Below are 20,545 nucleotides of genomic sequence, written 5' to 3' on the forward strand. Positions count from 1 at the left end.
AACAAATTTTTAGCTTTTAAAGCTAAAATACAAATAAATTTTTAAAAGGACAAAAATGCCAGTAATTTCAGTCTCGATGACAAAAGAAAATGGCGGCCTAAGCAAAGCGCAAAAACAAAAGCTAATCTCAGGGCTAACAAACGCATTTGTAGATGTCGTGGGGCGTGGAGATAAAACCTGCGTGGTGGTAATCAACGAAGTAGAGTGCCAAAACTACGGCATAGGCGGAGTAAGCATAGAAGAGCTTAGAAAAAGCTAGGGAATTCGGGGTGTTTTTTTGGGGTTATGGGGTATTTTTTTACCTAGGAATTCTAGAATTCCTAAACTTGAATTCACTTTGAAATTTGCTAGGGAATTCTAGAATTCCTAAATCTAGAATTACTAGAATAAATTCTAGAATTCTTAAATCTAAAATTCCTAGAAAATTCTAGAATTCCTAAGCAAATTCTAGAATTCCTTAGCCTTGTGTCATCCCCCGACTTGACCCAATGATCTCATCACAAATAAATTTAGAATTCCTAGGGGGCTTTTGCGTTTATATCATTTAAGAATTCTAGAATTCCATCTGTATCATCAAGTATATTTCTTTGTATTGTATCCACACTAAAATCAAAACCTCTTAGTATTTCATTTCCACCTTCATCCAGCAAACCGATAAAAGTATGTGGCACACCAACTATATCGTTATATATAATTAACCTAGGTTAAGGCTCTGTAATATCTTTTGCTATGTCTTGCAAAGCACCTAAAATTGTTAAATCATTCATTTTTTCTCCTTGAATTGAAATTTGTCAAATACAATTTAATGACCAAATGGCATTAAAAACAGCATAATTGGCACATATAATGCAGCTAAAAATAAGATAATCCAAAAAATATAAGCAAATTTTGTTTTATAAAATATTATAAGTAAAATAAGCGGGATTGTTATAATTAAAAAAAATAAAACAAACACAATAATTCCTTTTTAAAAAACAAATTTTATTAGTTTTTATTTATTTAAATTTTAGAATTCTAAAATTCTAGAATTTAACCCCCACCAAATACATAAATGCCTAAATTCTAAAATTCCTTAAATTCTAGAATTTAAGCACTTATTTTTCCATTACCTATCTCAGTACCACGAAAAGCTATGGTGTATTCGCCACTTACTGGGTCTTTAAACACTGTCCCCCTAAATCCAGCAGCCTCGTCATCATTATATATTATAAGTTTTGGCTCTTTTGGTGCATCAGTTTGTTATGTTTTACAATATCCGTTTTTACTCCTTTTCAAGATATTTTTTGTAACCTATATTTGCAATCAATATTTCTAAGAAAATAAATAAAATTAAAAAAATAAAAAAGACAATAAAAATATTCAAAATACCATTAATATAAATAGATGAAAAAAAAGTAACAACAACAGCTAAATTAAAACTAAGAATTCCTTCGCCAAACCATTTTAAAAATATGTTATTACTTTTAATATATTTATTTCCACATTTTTTACAAATATTTGTATATTCTAATTTACCATCTTTTCTTTTTTCTAATCTCCAGCCAAATTTACTTATTTTATTTCCGCATTCACATTTTATATGAAATAAAGACATTATTACCACCTGGTTAAAACTTTTAGTTTTTAGGAATTCTAGATTTAGCCTAAAATTCCAGCCCCAGCAATAGCCTTTGAGCGAGAGCGAGCATAGAGCCTTTCTCCTGCTTTTACATCATATTTCCATATAGGCGCAGAGGCTTTAAAATCCTCTACAAACTCATCCAAGAGCTCCAAAGCAGCTCTGCGGTGAGGGCTTATGGCACCTGCTATAAAGCTTGATTTGCCAGCAGGCACATCGCCTTTTGAGTGAGCCATTAGCAAGGTTGCGCCGTGGCTTTGCGCCTTATTTTCCCAAGTTTTAAACCAGCCTTTTAGCAAGGGCTCATAAATATCAAAGCTAAGTGCCTCGCCCTCTTCGCCACTTCGCACAAGTCCTACAAAAAGCGCAAGAGCTCCGCAGTTTTGCGCTGCTGCTATCTCGTCCCAACGCGCAAAAATCTCACGCTCGTTTAAAGCCCCATTAAAAATCTCTATCATTTTTACCCCTTATAGCCGATATTTTCCTCAAACTCGCTTAGCCGCTTATGAATGCTGCGAAGCTCAGTTATGGTAGTCCAGTTATCAATAAACACGCTAAAACTCTCTCTAACTTGCGCAAAGGCATTGCTAACTTGAACCAAAATGCCAAGCGTAATCACACCGCTAAAAAGCCCCACGCCCATAATCATATAAGGCACAATCACCATAAACTGCGAAAACGAAATAAGCCAAATGTTAAAATACCCATAATGTAAAAAAAGGCGGTAAAAGCTAAGCTTCACGCCAGTAAATAGCGATAAAACAGCAGCAGGAGAGGCAAAATGCAGCTTGTCATCCTCAGCAAATACAAGCTCTTTGCGAAAAGCGGCTTCGCTTTTTTGGATGTTATATTCTAGTTTTGGCAGTTTAATTCCTACAAACCACGAAATAACAAGCCCTCCAAGGCTAACCGCAAGAGCAATCCACACTAAACTACCACTCACATCACGGATAAAGGGCAAATCCACCCCAGAACTAAGCGTCCAAAGCACCGGTATAAAAGCCACCAAGGTCATAATCGCCCTTAAAACCGCAAGTCCCAAGCTCTCAGTAATCTTAGCAAAGCGGTAAATGTCTTCTTGCATACGCTGGCTAGAACCCTCTATATCGCTTTTGCACGCTCTCCACGCGCTAAGATAGCTAAAAGTCATAGCCTCCCTCCAGCGAAAGCACCAGTGAGAGGCAAAAAAAGTTGTAAGCGTGTAAATAATCACATAAGGCATAGCAATAGCTAAAAAGCGAAAAATCTGCTCCCAAAACTGCAAGACCTTATCACTTTGCGCTGCGCTTTTAAGCTGGGCGCAAGCTAGCGTGGCGTTTTGCTCGTTTTTTTGGGCTGTTTCTTCACAAGCTAAGAGATCTTCATAGCTGCTGTAATCAGCGGCATTTTGCGCTAAATCATAAAAGCTTTTATACCACTCATTTATCATCACATTTAGCTGAGTTTGAAAAACAAGCGAAATAATAAGCGTAAGCAGTCCGCCATACGCCCACAAAGCCCATTTTTTATCCGCAAAAAACGATTTTATCATTTATTTTTCCACCAAATTGTATATAAAGCTTATGAATTCTAGCAAAAGTATGTTAAAATTGCGCCAAAAAACGGAGAAAAAATGCTACTAAAAGAGCCTTTATTTTACTTTAAGCAAATTCTAGAAAAATATCCAAACTCATACCTAGCAGAAGATAGCGAGCAAATCATCATAGGCATTGATTGTGCGTATATCAGTGGCGATGATTTTGCTCTTTTAAAGCGTGAGATAGAAAATGGCGCAAAGACAGCGCAGAGCTGGTTTGCTGGGCTTTTTGGTGTGCTTAGCTTTGAGAGCGTTTATAGCTTTGAGAAAATCGGCAAGAAAAAAGCTGGGCTTTATGAGTTTCCAACATTTTGCTACGCAAACGCAAAAAGCTATTTATATTACGAAAAGCAAAGCAAGCTATATTCATACTTTGGCGAGCATAAGTACTTTGAGTTTTTAAGCGATGAGTGGCGCGAAAATGAAGCAGAAAATAAGGCTGGGAATTCTAGATTTTCTTATGAAATTTTAAGCGATTTAGAGGCTGAAAAAGCAGATTTTGAAAAAGCCACCAGGAGGGCAAAAGAGTATATTTGCTCAGGTGATGCCTTTCAAATCGTGCTAAGCAAAACACTGCATTTGCGCTCAAATCTTGCGCCACTTAGCTTTTATGAAAGGCTAAAAAAGGCAAATCCTAGCAATTATATGTTTTATTTCCCAACGCCTTTTGGCGTAGTAGCTGGCTCTAGCCCTGAGCTTGTAATGCAAATTAAAAGGGGTGAAATCTTTGTAGCGCCAATTGCTGGGACACGCCCAAGGGGAGTGGATGCAAATCACGATGAAAGACTTGCAAAAGAGCTTTTAAGCGATGAAAAAGAAATCGCCGAGCACAAAATGCTAGTAGATTTAGCAAGAAATGATGTGGGTAAGTTTGCCAAAGCTAGTTCGGTAAGAGTCAAAAATCTCATGCATATTGAGCGTTTTGAGAGCGTTATGCACATAGTTAGCGAGGTTTATGGCACGCTTGATGAGAAACGCAGCAGCTTTGATGCCCTGCGCGTGATTTTCCCAGCTGGCACGCTCTCAGGCAGCCCAAAGATAAGGGCCTTGCAAATAATCAACGAGCTTGAAACTCACGCTAGGGGCATTTATGGTGGCGGTATAGGATTTTGGCATTTTAGCGGCGATATGCAAATGGCAATTCTCATCCGCTCAGGTCTGTTTGTGCCTAGTAAAAATGGCTCAAACGATGTCTATATCGGCGCAGGCGCAGGCATAGTCTATGATAGCGTAGCACAAAATGAATACGCAGAAATTTGCAACAAAAGAAAATCTTGCTTGAAAATTTTTGAGGGACTTTGAGTTTAGCTTAGAAATTCTAGAATTCCTAAGCTAAATTCTAGAATTCCCTTTAAAAAACAGCTGGAATTCTAGAATTCCTAAGAGAATTCTAGGACTAAATTCTAGAATTTTCTCTAAAAAACAACTGGAATTCTAGAATTCTCTAAGGGAATTCTGGGGCTAAAATCTAGAATTCTCTCTAAAAAAACAGCTGGAATTCTAGAATTTTCTAAGGGAATTCCTAAGGCTAAAATCTAGAATTCCTAAGCTAAATTCTAGAATTCTCTCTAAAAAACAGCTGGAATTCTAGAATTCCTAGGACTAAAATCTAGAATTCTCTCTAAAAAAACAACTGGAATTCTAGAATTCCTAGGCTAAATTCTAGAATTCCTAAAGGAATTCTAGGCTTAAAAATACCCCCTAACCCCCAAAAAGCAATAGAAATTTAGAATTCCCTAAAAACAGCTGCCTTATCATCACGCCTTAATCTTAAAATAGCTTTTATACCACGCAATAAACTTTGCCACGCCCTCATCAATGCTGACTTTTGGCTTGTAGCCAAGTAGTTCTAGTGCGCTAGTATCAGCGTGCGTGGCAGCTACATCACCTGCTTGCATAGGTAGCATGTTTTTTTTGATTTCTTTGCCTAGTTCACGCTCTATAGCAGCTATGTATTCAAGCAGTTTTGCTGGCTTGCTTCTGCCGATATTATAGATGCGGTATGGGGCGGAGCTTATATCGCTTTGCGGGTTTGTGGGGTCAAACTCTCTACTTGGCTTAGCAGGATTTTTGATACAAAGCATAATGCCAGCTATAATATCATCAATATAAGTAAAATCTCTTTGCATATCGCCGTGATTATAAACATCTATGCTAGTGTTTTCAAAAGCAGCCTTAGCAAACTTAAATAACGCCATATCAGGTCTACCCCAAGGCCCATAAACAGTAAAAAACCTTAGCCCAGTAGCAGGTAGATTAAACAAATGTGAGTAGCTATGCGCCATCATTTCATTTGCCTTTTTGCTAGCTGCGTATAGACTAATAGGATGTTCGGTGCTTTTAGCTTCGCTAAAAGGTAGGTTTTTATTTAGCCCATAAACAGAGCTTGAGCTTGCATAAACTAGATTTTCTACTCCGTGGTGACGGCAGCCCTCTAGGATATTACAAAAGCCCTCTATATTGCTTTTTATATAGCTTTGAGGGTGTTCTAGGCTGTATCTTACTCCAGCTTGGGCAGCTAGATTTACTACGATTTTTGGACTAAACTCGCTAAAAAGAGATCTTATCCCATCCTCATCACACAAATCCAAGCGAATAAACTCAAGGTTTTCATAGCTTTTGCTTTTTACCCTTTGCCTCCAAAGCTGCGCCTTAGCATCATCAATGCCAAGTTCTTTTAGCCTAGCAAGCTTTAAGTTTGCGTCATAATAGTCATTTATGCTATCAAGCCCCAGCACAAAATATCCCTCTTTAGCAAGCGCAAGTGCTAGGTGAAAGCCGATAAATCCAGCCGCTCCAGTAACCAAAACTCTCATCAAAAGCTCCTTATATCATATCTTAGAACTGAGCCAAAATCAAAGCTTCTAAACTGCTCGTGATTTACTGCTAGTACCACGCACTCATAGCCACTAGCATCTTTTGGTGTAGATAGTTCTAGATTATAAAAGCTCTTTACTTCATCAGCTCTAGCCCATGGGTCACACACAGATACAGCGCAGCCAAACTCACTAAGCTCATTAACCACATCTAGCACCTTTGAGTTACGGATATCAGGGCAATTTTGCTTAAAGGTAATACCTAAGATCAGCACCTTTGCATCTTTTATTCTAAGCCCATTTTTTATCATCTTTTTTACGATTTGGCTGGCGTGGTAGGCTCCCATATTATCATTTATGCGTCTGCCTGCTAGGATGATTTCAGGATTGTGGCCAACAGCCTCTGCTTTGTGAGTTAGATAGTAGGGATCTACACCTATACAATGCCCTCCAACAAGCCCAGGCTCAAAAGGCAAGAAATTCCACTTTGTCCTAGCTGCTTTTAGCACCTCCATAGTATCAATCCCCATGCGATCAAAGATCATTTTTAGCTCATTTACAAAGGCTATGTTTATATCTCTTTGTGTATTTTCTATAACCTTAGCAGCCTCAGCTACCCTTATGCTACTAGCTTCAAAAATACCTGCTTCTATCACGCTAGAATAAACTTCTTTTATAGTTTTTAGCGCTTTTGGCGAGCTGCCTGAGACTATTTTTGTAATTTTTGTTACTGTGTGTTCTTTATCCCCTGGATTTATACGCTCAGGGCTATAGCCTATCTCAAAATCCACTCCAAGCCTTAGCCCTGAGACGCTCTCTAAAATCGGCACGCAAAACTCCTGGCTAGCTCCTGGATAAACTGTGCTTTCAAATACTACTATATCGCCTTTTTTTAGCACTTTTGCCACGCTTGTGCTAGCGCCTTTTAGCGGGCTTAGATCAGGGTTTTTGTGCTCATCAATAGGCGTAGGCACAGTCACTATAAAAAAATTCGCCTCTTTTATACTATCAAGTTCGCTGCTAAAACTCATGCCACTTTCAAGCACTTTTTTCATCGCACTCTCATCAAGCTCTAAGGTGCGATCAAAGCCGCTTTTTAGCTCATTTATTCTAGTGCTGTTTAGATCAAAGCCAAAGACCTTAAACTTACTACTAAAAGCAGCTGCTAGTGGCATACCAACATAGCCTAGACCTATGATTGCGATTTTTATATTAGTCATTTTTTATCCTTGATTTTAGGAATTCTAGAATTCTCTATTTTTCAGTTTTAAGCTCGTTTTTTAGGTAGCTAAAGTCTTTTATCTCTTTTTCTATACACTCGCAAAAAGGCTTAGTGTAGCTCATCGCAGCTTTATTGCTAGCGATAAACTCGCTCATTGCCTCTAAGCTAGAAAAATACTGCTCATAACCCATTTTGCCACGAAGTAGTTCGTATTTTAAAAACAGCCAATAAGTATTTAGAGTATCACTCTCGCAGTATTCTTTGATTTTATCAAGTTTATTAGCATAAAATAGCTCTAGGACCTGATCGCCGTGTACATCGTATTTACCAGGCATTCCTAGCATAGCACAGAGTGTATCTAGCCTTAGCCCAGAGACAGCGCGAAAATCACTAATGAAGTCAAGCAAATCCATAGCCCAAGTAGCATCGTAGCGAGTGCGGTAGTTACACCATTTATCGTTTGTGTTGTAGTAGCGAGGGGCTCTTAGATTGTATTTCATCGCCCTTATCATCAGCATAGGCAGATCAAAGCCACGACCATTGTAGCTAACTAGCTTTGGGGCGTGATTTTCAATGAAGTTTAAGAAATTTGCGATTATTTCGTGTTCGTCCTTGCCCTCAATTGTATTTACTTTGATAAATTTGCCGTTTTTATCAGCCAGCACAGCCGAGATACATACTACTTTGTGAAATAGCACCGGCAAAAAGGCCTGGCCTGAGTTTTTGCGCTGTTCTTCGCAAGCTAGCAGGCTTAGGGCTTTTTCATCAATTTTTCCATTTTTATCAGTAGCGCTTTTTACTAAATCCTCTGGCAGAGTTCGCACAAGAGCCTTTACATCAGGCAGGGTTTCGCAGTCAAATACGCAGATATATTCGCTCATATTTTTACCTTTTGGGCGTAATTTTGGCTATAATGATAGCAAAATTTTTGGAGAAAAACGCTGAAAATCGCAATAATTAAGCTCTCAGCCCTTGGCGACATCGTCCACGCTAGCGTGGCCATTCAGTTTATCCGCAAGCACATAGCAAATGCGCATATATCGTGGTTTTGCGATGCTAGATTTGAGCAGATTGCTAGGCTTTTAGCTGGCGTCGATGAGGTTGTAGCCCTGCCTTTAAAAGATAAAAAATTTCTAAAAAGCTTTGGCATTTTGCGCCAAAAACAAGGGCAATTTGACATTATTATTGACTTACAAGGGCTTTTAAAATCAGCACTTGTTTCTAGAAGCCTTGGCAAAAATATCTTTGGCTTTGATAGATTTAGCACAAAAGAGGGGCTTGCTAGCATTTTCTACACTCATAAATACAGCTGTAACTACAACAAAAACATAATTTTACGCAATTTAGAACTTTGCGCTTTTGCCCTTAATTTTAGCTTTGATGAGAAAGAAATTTTAACAAAAGAGCCGTGTTTTTTAAAAAATTCTAGAATTCCCAATAAGAATTCTAGAATTTCTAGCAAGAAAATTCTCATCGCTCCTTTTGCTAGCGAAAGTAGCAAATGCTACGCTCATTTTGCTAGCGTTATAAAAGGCGCAAAGGAATTCGCGCAGTGTTTTTTAGTAGCTGGCAGCGAGATTGAGAGAGAAAAAGCCACAAAGCTAGCTAGCAGCGGTGCTACGCTTTTAGCACCGCTTGATTTGGCGCAGATTTTGGAGTTTATGGATACTTGCGATTTGATTATCGGCAATGATAGCGGCATAACTCACTTAGCTTGGGCGCAAAACTACGCTACAATCACGCTTTTTGGCAATAGAAGCGGGGCTAGAAACGCCTTTGCTACGCCAAAAAATCTTATTATCCAAGCCACACCAAAGCACAAAATAGACGCTTTTCACATAGATAAAAGCGATTTTTGTATAAACGACATTGACCCAGCGCAAATTATAGCTAAGGCAAAGGGGCTTTGTGATGCTTGATTATTTTTATTTAGGGCTTTATCATGCTTTGCGCTTTTTGGTAAAATTCTCTCCAAAATACGTGCTAAAAGGCTTTTTAAAAAGCCTAGCTAGCGCTTTTTATCACCTTGATAAAAAGCACACAAATATAATGCGAGTAAATTTAAAAATGTGCTTTGCTACCTTAAAAGATGATGAAATAGAAAGGCTTATAAAGAAAAATTATTATAATTTTGCGCTTTTTGGTGCGGAGTTTTTGTTAAATCAAAATACTACAAAAGAGCAGATTTTAAGCAAAATATCCTTTGAAAACGAAGAGCTTTTTAACTCAGTTTTAAGCCAAAATCGCCCTATCATCGTCCAAACAGCGCATTATGGCAACTGGGAGCTTTTTAGCCTTGCGATGGCGGCTCGCTATGGGGCTGTTAGCATCATAGGGCGGGCTCTTGATAGCGCTAAAATGAACGAGATTTTAAGTGCAAATCGCACTAGATTTGATATAGAACTAATTGAGAAAAAATCAGCTGTAAAACAGGCGCTAAAAGCTCTAAATAATCGTCGTTTGCTAGGAATTCTAGTTGATCAAAATACAGCCAAAAATGAAGGGCTAGAATGCGAGTTTTTTTCTTATAAAATCATGCACACACACGCAGCTAGCGTATTTGCTAGCAAAAGCGGCGCTATTATAGTGCCTGCTTTTATAGAGCGTGATGAGAGTAAAGATGATAGCTTTAAAATCGTATTTTATGAGCCCATTGACATGCAGGTTTTAAGCCAAAATCACAGCAAAGAAGAAGCTCTAAGGCTTGCCACGCAGGCTCAAAGCGATGCCACAGCAGCGCAGATAAGCAAAAAGCCAGATGAGTATTTTTGGATGCATAAAAAGTTCAAGTGCTTTTATGAGAATAGCTATGCTTAGTGTAGTAGTGCTTACAAAAAATAGCGAGAAGTATTTAGCTGCCGTGCTTAGCTCGGCATCTTTTGCTGATGAGATTATCGTGCTAGATAGCGGCAGTAGTGATAATACCGAGCAAATTGCTATATCTTTTGCCAATGTGCGTTTTATAAGGCAGGCGTGGCTAGGCTTTGGGGCGATGAAGCAGCTTGGTGTAGATCTGGCAAAAAACGAGTGGATCTTTGTCCTTGATAGCGATGAAATCATCACTGAGCCTTTAAAAGCCGAGATTTTAAAAACGCTAGAAAATCCACTTTTTAAAGCCTATAAAGTGCCTAGGCTAAATTATTTTTTTGGTAAAGAGATTAGGCGTATGGGGCTATATCCTGATTATTCTACTAGGTTTTTTGATAGAAGATTTGCTCGCTTTGATGGCAGAGTTGTACACGAAAAAGTGCTGTGTGATAGCAATATAGGTGTATTTAAAGAGCATTTTATACATTATGCTTATGAAAACTTAGAGCAGTTTTATAACAAGCAAAAACGCTACGCCTCTCTAAACCACCGCCCAAATACGCTAAAATCGCTACTAAACCCGCTTTGGAGCTTTTTTAAGCTTTATTTTTTAAAAGGTGGTTTTTTAGAAGGAAAAAGAGGCTTTGAAATAGCCCTAGGATATGCTAAATACACATTTTGGAAGTATAAAAAAGATTAAATTTGTGAGTATTTTTAGCGCAGATGTCCGCAAGACGAAGGAAAAAAATGAAAATTTTAATAATGAAATTCCGCAATATCGGCGATACTTTATTAGCCACGCCACTAGCTGCTAACTTGCGCCTAGCATATCCGCAGGCGCAAATTCACTTTGCTTGTAATGAGGGCTGCGAGGCTATGCTAGAAGGCAATGCAAACATTGATAAAATTCACATTTATCGCAGAGCTAGCGCAAAAAACTCAGGTTTTTTAAAGCGCATTAAAACCGAGCTTGCTTTTTTAGCCAAACTTAAAAGCGAGCATTTTGATATCGCTATAAATGCCACCGAGGGCGATAGAGGCGCATATCTAGCCTTTTTAAGTGGGGCAAAAACTCGCATAGGCTTTGATGGCGGCTCTTTTGCCTCAAGACTACTTACACACAAAGTGGCTCAAAACTGCGATATTTTTGGCTCGCATACGATAGAGCACGACCTAGCCTTGCTTAGCGCGCTATCTCTTACACCTCACACAAAAACTATTAGCATAGCTTTTGATGATTATGGCGAGTTTTTTGCTGATAAATTGCCAGCTAGTTTTATACATTTTCATCCTATGAGTAGGTGGCTTTTTAAATGCCCAAAGGATGAAATAATCGCTGATTTGCTTGATTTTTGTGAGCTTGAGCTTGGGGTTAAATGCGTAATGACCTGCGCAAATGACGCAAAAGAGATAGCAAGATGTGAAAATATCTTGCGCCTAGCAAAAAGCAAGCCAAATGCGTTTTTGGGCGAACTTAGCTTAAAGCAAGTAGCTTTTTTAAGCTCAAAAGCTAGACTTTTTGTGGGCGTGGATACTGCTGTTATGCATATGGCAGCAGCTGTAAATACGCCTGTGGTAGCACTTTTTGGCCCAAGTTCTGCTATGAACTGGGGGCCTTGGGACAATACCTGCGCAAATAGTGGCTACAAGGCAAAAAACGGCATCCAGCACATGGGAGCGCATAGCGTGGTTCAAGCTAGCTGGGAGTGCGTGCCTTGCTCTTGCGATGGCTGTAATGGCAGTAAAAAAAGCCGCTGCCTAGATGAAATAAACACAAGCGCAATCAAAGAACTAATCAAAGCCAAACTAGAAAAGGGCTAAAATACTCATAAAAATTCTAAGGAATTCTAGAATTCTTAGAAAAAATCTAGAATTCCTAGGCTAAAATTCTAGAATTCCCTAAAAAAATTCTAGGGAATTCTAGAATTCACTAAAAAAAGTGGGGGGGGGTTAAGGGGCCTTGCTCCATTTCTTACCCCCTTTCTCATGTCACGCACGAAACTAGCAAGCTGGGATTATCTAGCCCCAAAGCGAGCTAAAAAAGAATTCTAGAATTCCTACACTAAAATTTAGAATTCCTAGGCTAAATTCTAGAATTCGCTAAAAAATTCTAGAATTCCCTAGATAAATTCTAGAATTCCCTACAAAAAATTCTAGGGAATTCTAGAATTGCTTAGAATAAATTCTCCCCCACTCTATAGTAGCAGGTGGCTTGCTTGATATAACTACTTATACCAGCGACTTCATTTATCCTGCGGCGACTTACACACTGCTCATATGCAGCCCTCATACCATCACTAGCATCCACCACACACAGCATTTATAGGTGCGGTTATCACCCATTACACCCCGCCCTTTTTTTTGCCCTTTTTTTGCCCACTTTCTCGTGCCACACACGAAACTAGCAAGCTGGGCTTATCCAACTGGGAAGCGAGCAAAAAAATTCTAGAATTCCTACACTAAATTCTAGAATTCACTAATAAATTCTAGAATTCCTAATAATATTCTTTATAATTTCACAAAATAAAAGCTTGGCTAAAATGTCGCAAAGGCTTTTAAAATCACAATCCTAAATCTAGCAGGCACTTTTGATAAAAAAAACGAGTGCTAAGGGCTAGTAAATGCGGGAGTTCTAAATTCCTAGCCTAAATCAAATCTCTTCTTCGCCAGTTACCATTTTCGTCTTTTACTAATAAGTCTTTATTAGCAAACTTATCCACAGTAGCATTAAACTCATCTTCGCTTATACCTATGGTGCGGCAAAAGTCTTTTTTGGCAGCTGGGTCACAAACCCAGTCTTTATCTTTTATTAGGCGCAAGGCTTGTTCTTTGCTCATCACACCCTCTCTTACGAATCTACACGCAAGGTCGCTTACGCGCTGAAAGCCAAATTTTATAAACTTCGTCCAGTGCTGCATCATGTAGCCTATGCTATCAATCTGCGTGTAGTCATCAGCACTGCCTTGCCTTTGCCAGTCATCAAAGTCGCTTAGGGTTTTAAAGCCGATTTGCCTAGCTTGATTTAGAGAATCTGTGTTTGAATAAGGCCAAATAGAACCTAAGAAAATCACATTTACCTCATCACTGCTTGAGCTATGAAAGATACCGCATTCTTCACTAACCCCATACTCAAAATCAAAGTTCTCGCCCATAAAAACAGTAGGAATTTGATAAGCCTTTGCCACCTCAAGCGGCTTTGCGTAGAGCTGGGCTTCTATCCATTTTAGCGGATGAAGCTCTTCAAAAAAGCTTTTTCTAGTCTCTTTTACAAAAGTCTTTGGGGCTAGGCGAAAGTTTATTAAGTCAATATCAAAGGTTTTTACTAGATTATCAAGGTTATATAGCCCAGCCTTTGATGGCGTAAACTCGTCCATCACATGAACTAGCAGTAGGCGAGATGGCTCTACGCCATGATTTTCAATAAGCCTTTTTACAATAGCACAAGAGTCTTTGCCACCAGATACTCCTACTACAACATCGTAGTTAGAACTAGGATTTTTACGCTCTTTTAGATACTGTGTGAGCCAGTTTTGTCTCTCTTGCCAGTTGATTTGATTTTTTCTATCTTTGTTGTGGCAGGCTAGACATACTCCGTCTTTGTCCTTTGAGTTTGGGCGAGTGCCTAGGATAAAACCACACTCTTTACAAATTCTAATATCCATTAAAATTCCTTGATTTTTGAATATTTTAATGATATTTTTTTGAATTTTTACTTAAATAGATATTTTGCTCTTATTTTAATGATACTTTAAGCTTACTTGGCTATAATGCCAGTTTTTATTTCGTGCGCTCTTAGCTCAGCTGGATAGAGCACTTGATTGCGGTTCAAGAGGTCAGAGATTCGAATTCTCTAGGGCGTACCACTTTTAATTTTCTCCCCTTTTTAAAAGCACATAGAATTCCAAAATTTTATCTCCTTTTTATTTTTGGAAATTCTATGAAAAGCTTTTATTCATCTTTTAAACCCTAGCAAATTCTAGAATTCCCTAGTCTTTTAAAAGCTCGTTTTGCTCTTTACACAGTGCTTTCCACGGCGTATTTACAGGCATGGAAATACACTCTTGGATGTGTTCTTTTGCGCTTGTTATAAGGCCTTTTTTTATCTCTATTTCAGCTGCAGCGTATAGCGCCCTTGCCCTTGCATCAGCACTTAGTGCACTTGGCAAAAGCTTTAATGCGCCTATTCTAGCTGCCTCATCATCGCCTATGCGTTTTAGCGTGTCTATGTAGATAAAGTCAATCTCAGGGCTATAAGTGCTGATTTTAAGGCGAGCTTGCATATCAATGGTTTTTTTAGCATAGCTTAGAGCAATGCTATCAAGGCCATTTGCCGCAGCGTATTTAGCAGCTGCGTCGTATAGCTCGATTAGCATTAGATGCGCTCCACGGATATTTTCTAGTCCCTGCGTAGCACCTAGGGCTTCTTGCCAGCGATTTAGGCGAAGCAAAGAGTAAAAGCGGTAGTATATCGCCCTGCTAGGATCAGCATACGCCACTCTAGCAGCCTCGTATATAGCATCATCAGCTGCTTTTAGCGCCTCTTCAAAGCGTCCTAGTGAGTATAGAGCAGCTGCTGCGTTGCTTAGCCAGTCTGTTCGCACATTTAGATCGCCACTTTCTACGCCTACGCTAGTAGTAGCAAGCGCCTCATCAAACCTAGCTTGGCGCATGTAGCAATCATAGAGCTTATAGCGGTCTTTTATGTTTGGCTCTACGCCATACTCGTCGATTAGCAACATTAGCATAGCGCAGTTTTTTTGCTGATTTGAGCTGTTCGCTAGCTCTATTGCAGCATTTGTAAGCACTGCTTTTGTCTCTGTGTCGTTTGTATCACGGATGCTATCTTTTAGGGCTAAAATCTGCTTGTAGCCACCTTCTTTGAAGTATAGCTTGACATCTTCTTTTAGGGCTCTTGTGTAGATATCGCTGCCCTCGTATCTACTCATAAGATCAGCATAGCTAGCATGAAGTGCTTGGCTAGTTTGGTTTAAATCTACATTAAAAAACATTCTATCAAGTGCGGTGTTAATTAGCGAGATATAATCGCTATTTGGGAAATCTACTTGATAGAGCATAAGATAGCTATAGGTATCATCGCTATTTTGGGCACCATCTGGACTTAGAGCTAGCTGGCGCAAGGCTATTTCATACTCTGGGTCTTTTTTAGAGGTATTCTCAAAGATGATTTTATAGATTTTATTTGCCTGGGCATTTAGCTCACTAGCCTTAAAAGCATTTGCTAGATTTAGTGCGATGTCTTTATTATTTGCTAGGTAATTAACATTTGCGCTTAGGATTTTTTGCAAGTAGTTTTTTGCTCTTTCGTTTTGATTTTGTCTAAGATGCGCTATTGCTAGCCTAGTGCCAGCAAGACTAGCGATATCAATCTCATCAGTCATATAATAAACATCCTCATAAAGCCTGATAGAATCAATAATTCTATCGCTAGCAAACATACTATCAGCATAGCTTAGCAAGGCTTTTTTCATCCAAGGGCTTTTTTCGTGTTCGGTCATAAGTAGGCTTAGGGTGTAATCAGCCTCGTTTTTATTGTCATTATTTATATACGCTTGCATTAGCATAAAGAGCATTTCAGGATAAGCCTTGTCGCTTGCATAGCTTCTTACCCATGACTTAGCCTCTGCTAAAAGGCGAGTGTTATAATCAATCTGCGGTACGCCTAGTTCAGTGTTTTTCTTTTGCTCCTCATCAGCCTTGTATAGCGAGCGAGCAAGATATAGCCTAAACTCATTCATAAACACGCTATTTGGATAGCGTTTTGCAGCCTCAGTGCTTACTTCTATTACATCATCGTAGCGCTTTGCATCATAGAGATTTTTTATTGTGATATACTCAGTTATATCGCCCTCACGCTTTAGCGCCAAAGGGTCTTTGTTAAAATCCAGCGCACCGATACTTGGCAAGACTAGATCTGGATAGACAATAGGAAAATCAAGCTCAGGCTTAGCATGCGCTAGAGCGATGCTAGTTTGTTTATCCATTACTATGGTGTAGTGCGTGCTTTTTAAAAGCCCTGCTTGCTTTGTATCATTGCTTCTAAACAAATGCCCTTCTATATTTACAAGGCGAGATGGAATTTTTGGTATGACTTGAACCAAAAAACCATTCATGCTAGCACGGATGTACATATCCATAAAAGGCAAGTGCTGGTCGGCTACCTTTTCTTTTAGTGCGCCTTCGATGTAGCAGTGGTATTCTCTGCCTACTGCTTGTTCAGCTCCATCGTGTCTGGCATCTGGCGGATAGTAGTTATTGCCGACTTTTACTTGGCAAGAAAACTCTCTTTCATTTTCAATATGCAAAATATAATAGTCATTTCCACCGGTTTTGCCGTTATTTAGCGTGATACTAAGCCCAAAAGAACTACTAGCAAAAATAAAAAATAATAAAACTCTAAACATAAGCATAATTATAACTGAATTTTTAAATAAATCTAGAATTCCTAGGTAATTTGCTTAGGAATTCTAGATTTGATGTTTAAAATTTGCTTAGGAATTCTAGATTTTTAGCAAGATACTCTAGGAATTCTAGAATTCCTAGGTAATTTTGGCTTATTTTAGTTTATTACTTCTGCGCCAGATTTTTAGCTCCTCAGCACCTCGTATTAGCTCATCTCTAAAATCAGGATGCGCTACTGAGATGATTTTCTCGCATTTTGCCCAAGTGCTAAGGCCTTTTAGATTTACTATCCCATACTCTGTTACTAGGTAGTGGATGTTTGCTCTAGTGGCTGTTACTATTGAGCCTTCTTTTAAGGTTGGCAAAAAGCGTGAGCGAACCTCGCCATTTTTGTCCTTTACAGTAGAACTACAGCAAATAAAGCTCTTGCCGCCTTTTGAGAGATATGCACCCATGACAAAGTCTAGCTGTCCCCCAGCCCCTGAGATATGGCGTTTGCCTGAGCTTTCGCTATTTACTTGCCCAAAGAGATCGATATCTACAGCCGAGTTAATTGAGACAAAATTATCTTGCGCAGCGATATTTGCTATATCATTTGTGTAGTCTACGCTAGCACTTAGGCAGCCTGGGTTATTGTCCAAAAAGTCATAGAGCTTTTTGCTGCCCATAGCAAAGGCGTAGGTTTGGCGGAATTTATTTAGATTTTTATATTTTCCTGTGATTTTGCCAGCCTCGGCAATCTCTACAAAGCTATCTACATAAATCTCAGTATGAACGCCTAGATCCTTTAAATCACTCTGTGCTATAGCAGAGCCTACCGCACTTGGCATTGCGCCAATCCCAAGCTGTAAGCACGAGCCGCTTTTTATCTCATTTACGATATACTGGGCTACTTTTAGATCTATCTCAGAGCTTTTTGGTAGCGGTGGCTCAAAAAGCGCAGGATTATCGCCCTCAACTATCATATCTACCATTGAGATATGCAAATCAGCCCCAGAGCCACCAAGGCAGCGAGGGATATTGTGATTTACCTCTACAATTATGACATCTGCTACCTCTGCGCAGGTGTGTAGGTGAGAGGCTGAGGGGCCTAGGTTAAAATACCCGTGCTTATCCATGGGAGCTACTTGCATGATGGCTACATTTGGCTTACAATCTACTTTGTGGTAGTAGCGTGGTAGCTCTGAGTAGCGCATAGGTACATAAAAGCCTCTGCCATCTTCGATTAGCTTTCTCTCCACACCAGAGCAGTGCCAGCTATGCCAGCTGATATGCTCACCTGTGGGATCAGCCTCAATGGCTGCTGGGATTTTATTTAGCACGCCGCCACGCAACTTTACATCGTGGAGTTCGCCCACTCGCTTTGCTAAGGCAGTATCTATTTTTTCAGGCGTAGTAACAGCCCAGCCATAATCCACCCAATCACCGCATTTTATTACCTTTGCGGCTTGTTCGGCGGTGCTTAGTTTTTGCTGATATTCTCTTTCAAAGTCCATTTTTTACCTTATTTCTTACAGGGAATTCTCTAGGTCGGCAGGCTCAGTTTGCGGGCGAATTTTACTAAACTGCTTTTGCGCAGCCCAGCTCGTTCTGGCGAAACTTTCACGGCAGTTTCCTGCGCGAGCCGTTTTTATTTTTACTCGTTAGCGGCTCGCTTGAAATTCAGCCGTGAAATTTCGCCAGCCGCTACCGCGGACACGGCTCCACGGCTAGCGCTGCAAGCAGTTTAGCAAAATTCGCCTCGCAACCTTGGAGCCTGATTTTTACTGCCGCTGTCGAGAATCTAGAATTCCCTAACTCTAGAATTCCATAAAACTAGAATTCCTTAATCTAGAATTCCTAGGGAATTCTAGAATTCTGCTCGCTTTGGGTGTCGCTTTAAAAGGCGACACACGCTTTAAAAGGGGCTACGCCCCTAAACCCCAAGGGGGCAAGCCCCCTTAAACCCCCTAATCTAAAATTCCCTAGGAATTTTAGAATTCTCAAACTCGCGCAGTCCTTTAAACTTCGCGGTAGTCCTATGCTAGAATTCTAAAACTCGCGGTAGCGGCAGTAAAAATCAGGCTCCAAGGCTGCGAGGCGAATTTAGTGAATTTTCGCGCAAGGCTAGCCGTGGAGCCGTGTCCGCTGGTAGCGGCTAGCGAAATTTTCGGGTGGAATTTCAAGCGAGCCGCTGCTGTAACACAAACCACAAATTCAGCGGCGAGCGCAGAAAACCGCCCGAAAAGTTTCGCTAGAACGAGCTGGGCTGCCTAAGCGAAAATTCGCTAAAAGCGTCCGCAGACTGAGCCAGCCGATAAAAACCCAAAAAATTACAAAGCGAACAAATCACTAAAATCATTAAACGGCATTGCTTCTAGCTCTTTTTGGCTGGCGCAAATTTTCTTTATTTGCTCGCATTTTTTAGGGCTTAGTTTTAGGGCGATATTACGCTCAAACTTCTCTATTAGTAGTGGAATGCCATCACTTCTTCTGCGGCGGTGACCGATAGGGTATTCAACCTCTACTTTTTTGCTACTTGTGCCATCTTTGTAGAATATTTGAACAGCATTTGCGATTGAGCGCTTGTCGCTTTCTAAATACTCTTTTGTATAGCGGTCGTCTACCTCAACCTCCATTTTTGAGCGTAAAGCGTCAATGCGTGGGTCTTTTGCTACGCTATCTTCGTAGTGCTCGGCTTTTAACTCACCATAGATTAGCGGCACAGCTACCATGTACTGGATGCAGTGGTCGCGGTCTGCTGGGTTTGCTAGCTCGCCTGTTTTATTGATTATGCGATGCCCGCTTTCTTGGGTTGTGATTACGATTTTCTCAACTTCATCAAGGCGGTTTTTAACCTCATCATGCAAAGCAAGGGCTGCTTCAACTGCTGTTTGAGCGTGGAATTCTGCTGGGAAGCTGATTTTAAATAGCACATTTTCCATTACATAGCTGCCAAACTCTTGCGGGATGGTTAATTTTTGCCCTTTCATTTTCACATCTTCATAGCCCCAGAACTTCGCTGATAGCGCACTTGGATAGCCCATTTCGCCAGTAAGTGCTTTTAAGGCAAGGTCCACGCCACGGCTACTTGCATCGCCTGCTGCCCAGCTTTTGCGTGAGCCAGTATTTGGTGCGTGGCGGTAAGTGCGAAGTGCGCCACCATCTATAAAGGCGTGGCTTACGGCATTGCGAACCTCTTCAAAGCTGCCGCCAAGAAGCGCGCAAGCTACCGCGGTGCTAGCGATGCGAACCAAAAGAACATGATCCATACCTACTTTATTAAAGCAGTTTTCAAGTGCGATTATACCTTGAATTTCATGCGCTTTTATCATCGCTGTTAGTGCGTCTTTTACGCTTAGTGGGGCTTTGCCTTTGCTGATATTTTTGCGGCTTAGATAGTCGCACACAGCCCAAATAGCACCTAGATTGTCGCTAGGATGTCCCCACTCAGCTGCTAGCCAAGTATCGTTAAAATCAAGCCATCTTACCATAGCACCCACATTAAAAGCAGCCCTTACAGGCTCAAGCTGATAGCTAGTGCCAAATACCTTTGCGCCTAATGGGCGAAACTCAGCGCCCTCCACCACAGGACCTAGCAGCTTTGTGCAAGCTGGAAAGTTAAGCGCTAAAAGTCCGCAGCCTATAGTGTCCATTAGACAATAGCGTGCTGTCTCATACGCCAAATCGCTTTTTATCTCATACTCGCAAGCGTATTTTGCGATTTTTGTTAGAAGTTCGTCGAACTCCGGTCTTTTTGCATCTAAGATGCCCATATCAGTACTCATTTTATTCTCCTTTTTTTTAGTAAATTGTTATTAGTGACGGATTGCGTTTCATTTTGTCTGGGCGCACAGCTCGATGAACTATCTGTTCTATCTACGCTGTGCACCCAGCCAAAATAAATCACACTACGCCTATTCTAAAATTTACCCACTTCGTGAGTAAAACCTAATCTAGAATTCCCTAGGAATTCTAAAATTCTGCTCGCTTTGGGTGTCGCCTCAAAAGGCGACACACGCTCACTATTTTTTAGTGGCTACGCCCCTTAAACCCCCTAATCTAGAATTCCATGGGGAATTCTAGAATTCTCAAACTCGCGGTAG

The 20,545-nt window shown here is 40.2% G+C and carries 18 protein-coding genes and 1 tRNA gene; 7 read left to right on the forward strand and 12 right to left on the reverse strand.

From position 1 onward, the window contains the following. Positions 1–55: 55 nt before the first annotated feature. A complete protein-coding gene (locus tag PTQ34_RS05650; protein WP_273932557.1) occupies positions 56–259 on the forward strand; it encodes a tautomerase family protein in 204 nt (67 codons plus the stop codon). A gap of 259 nt (positions 260–518) precedes the next feature. Here the strand turns inward: PTQ34_RS05650 and PTQ34_RS05655 are convergent, their stop codons facing one another. The 4 genes from PTQ34_RS05655 to PTQ34_RS05670 all read right to left on the reverse strand — a co-directional run bounded on the left by PTQ34_RS05655 (position 519) and on the right by PTQ34_RS05670 (position 3,149). Continuing rightward, a complete protein-coding gene (locus tag PTQ34_RS05655; protein WP_273932558.1) occupies positions 519–671 on the reverse strand; it encodes a hypothetical protein in 153 nt (50 codons plus the stop codon). A gap of 590 nt (positions 672–1,261) precedes the next feature. Next, entirely contained in the window at positions 1,262–1,594 is a 333-nt protein-coding gene (locus tag PTQ34_RS05660) for a hypothetical protein (protein ID WP_273932559.1), read from the reverse strand. Positions 1,595–1,638: 44 nt separating this feature from the next. Continuing rightward, on the reverse strand, positions 1,639–2,073 hold the full coding sequence (locus PTQ34_RS05665; RefSeq protein ID WP_273932695.1) for a molybdopterin synthase catalytic subunit: 435 nt from the start codon (positions 2,071–2,073) through the stop codon (positions 1,639–1,641). Between the two features lie 5 nt (positions 2,074–2,078). After that, positions 2,079–3,149 carry a putative transporter gene (locus PTQ34_RS05670; protein ID WP_273932560.1) on the reverse strand — a complete coding sequence of 357 codons (1,071 nt, stop codon included), beginning with the start codon at positions 3,147–3,149 and terminating at the stop codon, positions 2,079–2,081. Positions 3,150–3,230: 81 nt separating this feature from the next. Between PTQ34_RS05670 and PTQ34_RS05675 the strand changes: the two genes are divergently transcribed. Beyond that, the gene (locus PTQ34_RS05675) at positions 3,231–4,496 is read left to right on the forward strand and encodes an anthranilate synthase component I family protein (RefSeq protein ID WP_273932561.1); all 1,266 of its coding nucleotides are present in this window, start codon (positions 3,231–3,233) and stop codon (positions 4,494–4,496) included. A gap of 455 nt (positions 4,497–4,951) precedes the next feature. Here the strand turns inward: PTQ34_RS05675 and PTQ34_RS05680 are convergent, their stop codons facing one another. Genes PTQ34_RS05680 through PTQ34_RS05690 form a run of 3 tightly spaced genes read right to left on the reverse strand, consistent with a single transcriptional unit; the run spans position 4,952 to position 8,113 of the window. Continuing rightward, on the reverse strand, positions 4,952–6,010 hold the full coding sequence (locus tag PTQ34_RS05680) for an NAD-dependent epimerase (protein WP_273932562.1): 1,059 nt from the start codon (positions 6,008–6,010) through the stop codon (positions 4,952–4,954). Next, on the reverse strand, positions 6,010–7,230 hold the full coding sequence (locus PTQ34_RS05685; RefSeq protein WP_273932563.1) for a nucleotide sugar dehydrogenase: 1,221 nt from the start codon (positions 7,228–7,230) through the stop codon (positions 6,010–6,012). The genes PTQ34_RS05680 and PTQ34_RS05685 overlap by 1 nt, the downstream gene beginning before the upstream one ends. A 34-nt stretch (positions 7,231–7,264) precedes the next feature. Then, positions 7,265–8,113: a 3'-5' exonuclease gene (locus PTQ34_RS05690; protein ID WP_273932564.1), complete on the reverse strand. Its 849-nt coding sequence runs from the start codon at positions 8,111–8,113 to the stop codon at positions 7,265–7,267. A 75-nt stretch (positions 8,114–8,188) separates the two neighbouring features. Here PTQ34_RS05690 and waaC point away from each other — a divergent pair, with 75 nt between their 5' ends. The 4 genes from waaC to rfaQ are packed head-to-tail and all read left to right on the forward strand — an operon-like array spanning position 8,189 to position 11,861. Then, positions 8,189–9,151: a lipopolysaccharide heptosyltransferase I gene (gene waaC / locus PTQ34_RS05695; protein ID WP_273932696.1), complete on the forward strand. Its 963-nt coding sequence runs from the start codon at positions 8,189–8,191 to the stop codon at positions 9,149–9,151. Then, positions 9,144–10,049 carry a lipid A biosynthesis lauroyl acyltransferase gene (locus tag PTQ34_RS05700; protein WP_273932697.1) on the forward strand — a complete coding sequence of 302 codons (906 nt, stop codon included), beginning with the start codon at positions 9,144–9,146 and terminating at the stop codon, positions 10,047–10,049. Before waaC ends, PTQ34_RS05700 begins: the two co-directional genes overlap by 8 nt. Next, positions 10,042–10,740, forward strand: a complete 699-nt coding sequence (locus tag PTQ34_RS05705) for a glycosyltransferase family 2 protein (protein ID WP_273932698.1) — start codon at positions 10,042–10,044, stop codon at positions 10,738–10,740. Before PTQ34_RS05700 ends, PTQ34_RS05705 begins: the two co-directional genes overlap by 8 nt. 47 nt (positions 10,741–10,787) lie before the next feature. Next, positions 10,788–11,861: a putative lipopolysaccharide heptosyltransferase III gene (rfaQ, locus tag PTQ34_RS05710; protein WP_273932565.1), complete on the forward strand. Its 1,074-nt coding sequence runs from the start codon at positions 10,788–10,790 to the stop codon at positions 11,859–11,861. A 352-nt stretch (positions 11,862–12,213) separates the two neighbouring features. Here rfaQ and PTQ34_RS05715 read toward each other — a convergent pair whose 3' ends face one another. Both PTQ34_RS05715 and PTQ34_RS05720 read right to left on the reverse strand, forming a co-directional pair. Then, on the reverse strand, positions 12,214–12,360 hold the full coding sequence (locus PTQ34_RS05715) for a hypothetical protein (protein ID WP_273932567.1): 147 nt from the start codon (positions 12,358–12,360) through the stop codon (positions 12,214–12,216). Positions 12,361–12,685: 325 nt separating this feature from the next. Beyond that, positions 12,686–13,702: an adenine nucleotide alpha hydrolase family protein gene (locus tag PTQ34_RS05720; RefSeq protein ID WP_273932568.1), complete on the reverse strand. Its 1,017-nt coding sequence runs from the start codon at positions 13,700–13,702 to the stop codon at positions 12,686–12,688. 124 nt (positions 13,703–13,826) lie between these two features. Here PTQ34_RS05720 and PTQ34_RS05725 point away from each other — a divergent pair. Next, positions 13,827–13,903 (forward strand) — tRNA-Arg (locus PTQ34_RS05725). 123 nt (positions 13,904–14,026) lie between these two features. On the opposite strand, the gene PTQ34_RS05730 is transcribed toward PTQ34_RS05725, so the two are convergent. From PTQ34_RS05730 to prpD, 3 genes are all read right to left on the reverse strand, one after another. After that, positions 14,027–16,462, reverse strand: a complete 2,436-nt coding sequence (locus PTQ34_RS05730; protein WP_273932569.1) for a tetratricopeptide repeat protein — start codon at positions 16,460–16,462, stop codon at positions 14,027–14,029. 150 nt (positions 16,463–16,612) lie between these two features. After that, complete coding sequence (locus tag PTQ34_RS05735; RefSeq protein WP_273932570.1) at positions 16,613–17,956, reverse strand: butyryl-CoA:acetate CoA-transferase; 1,344 nt, start codon at positions 17,954–17,956, stop codon at positions 16,613–16,615. A gap of 816 nt (positions 17,957–18,772) precedes the next feature. Next, the gene (gene prpD, locus PTQ34_RS05740; protein ID WP_273932572.1) at positions 18,773–20,227 is read right to left on the reverse strand and encodes a 2-methylcitrate dehydratase; all 1,455 of its coding nucleotides are present in this window, start codon (positions 20,225–20,227) and stop codon (positions 18,773–18,775) included. Between the last annotated feature and the right edge of the window lie 318 nt (positions 20,228–20,545).

The organism is Campylobacter magnus, assembly GCF_028649595.1.
Classification (GTDB): domain Bacteria; phylum Campylobacterota; class Campylobacteria; order Campylobacterales; family Campylobacteraceae; genus Campylobacter; species Campylobacter magnus.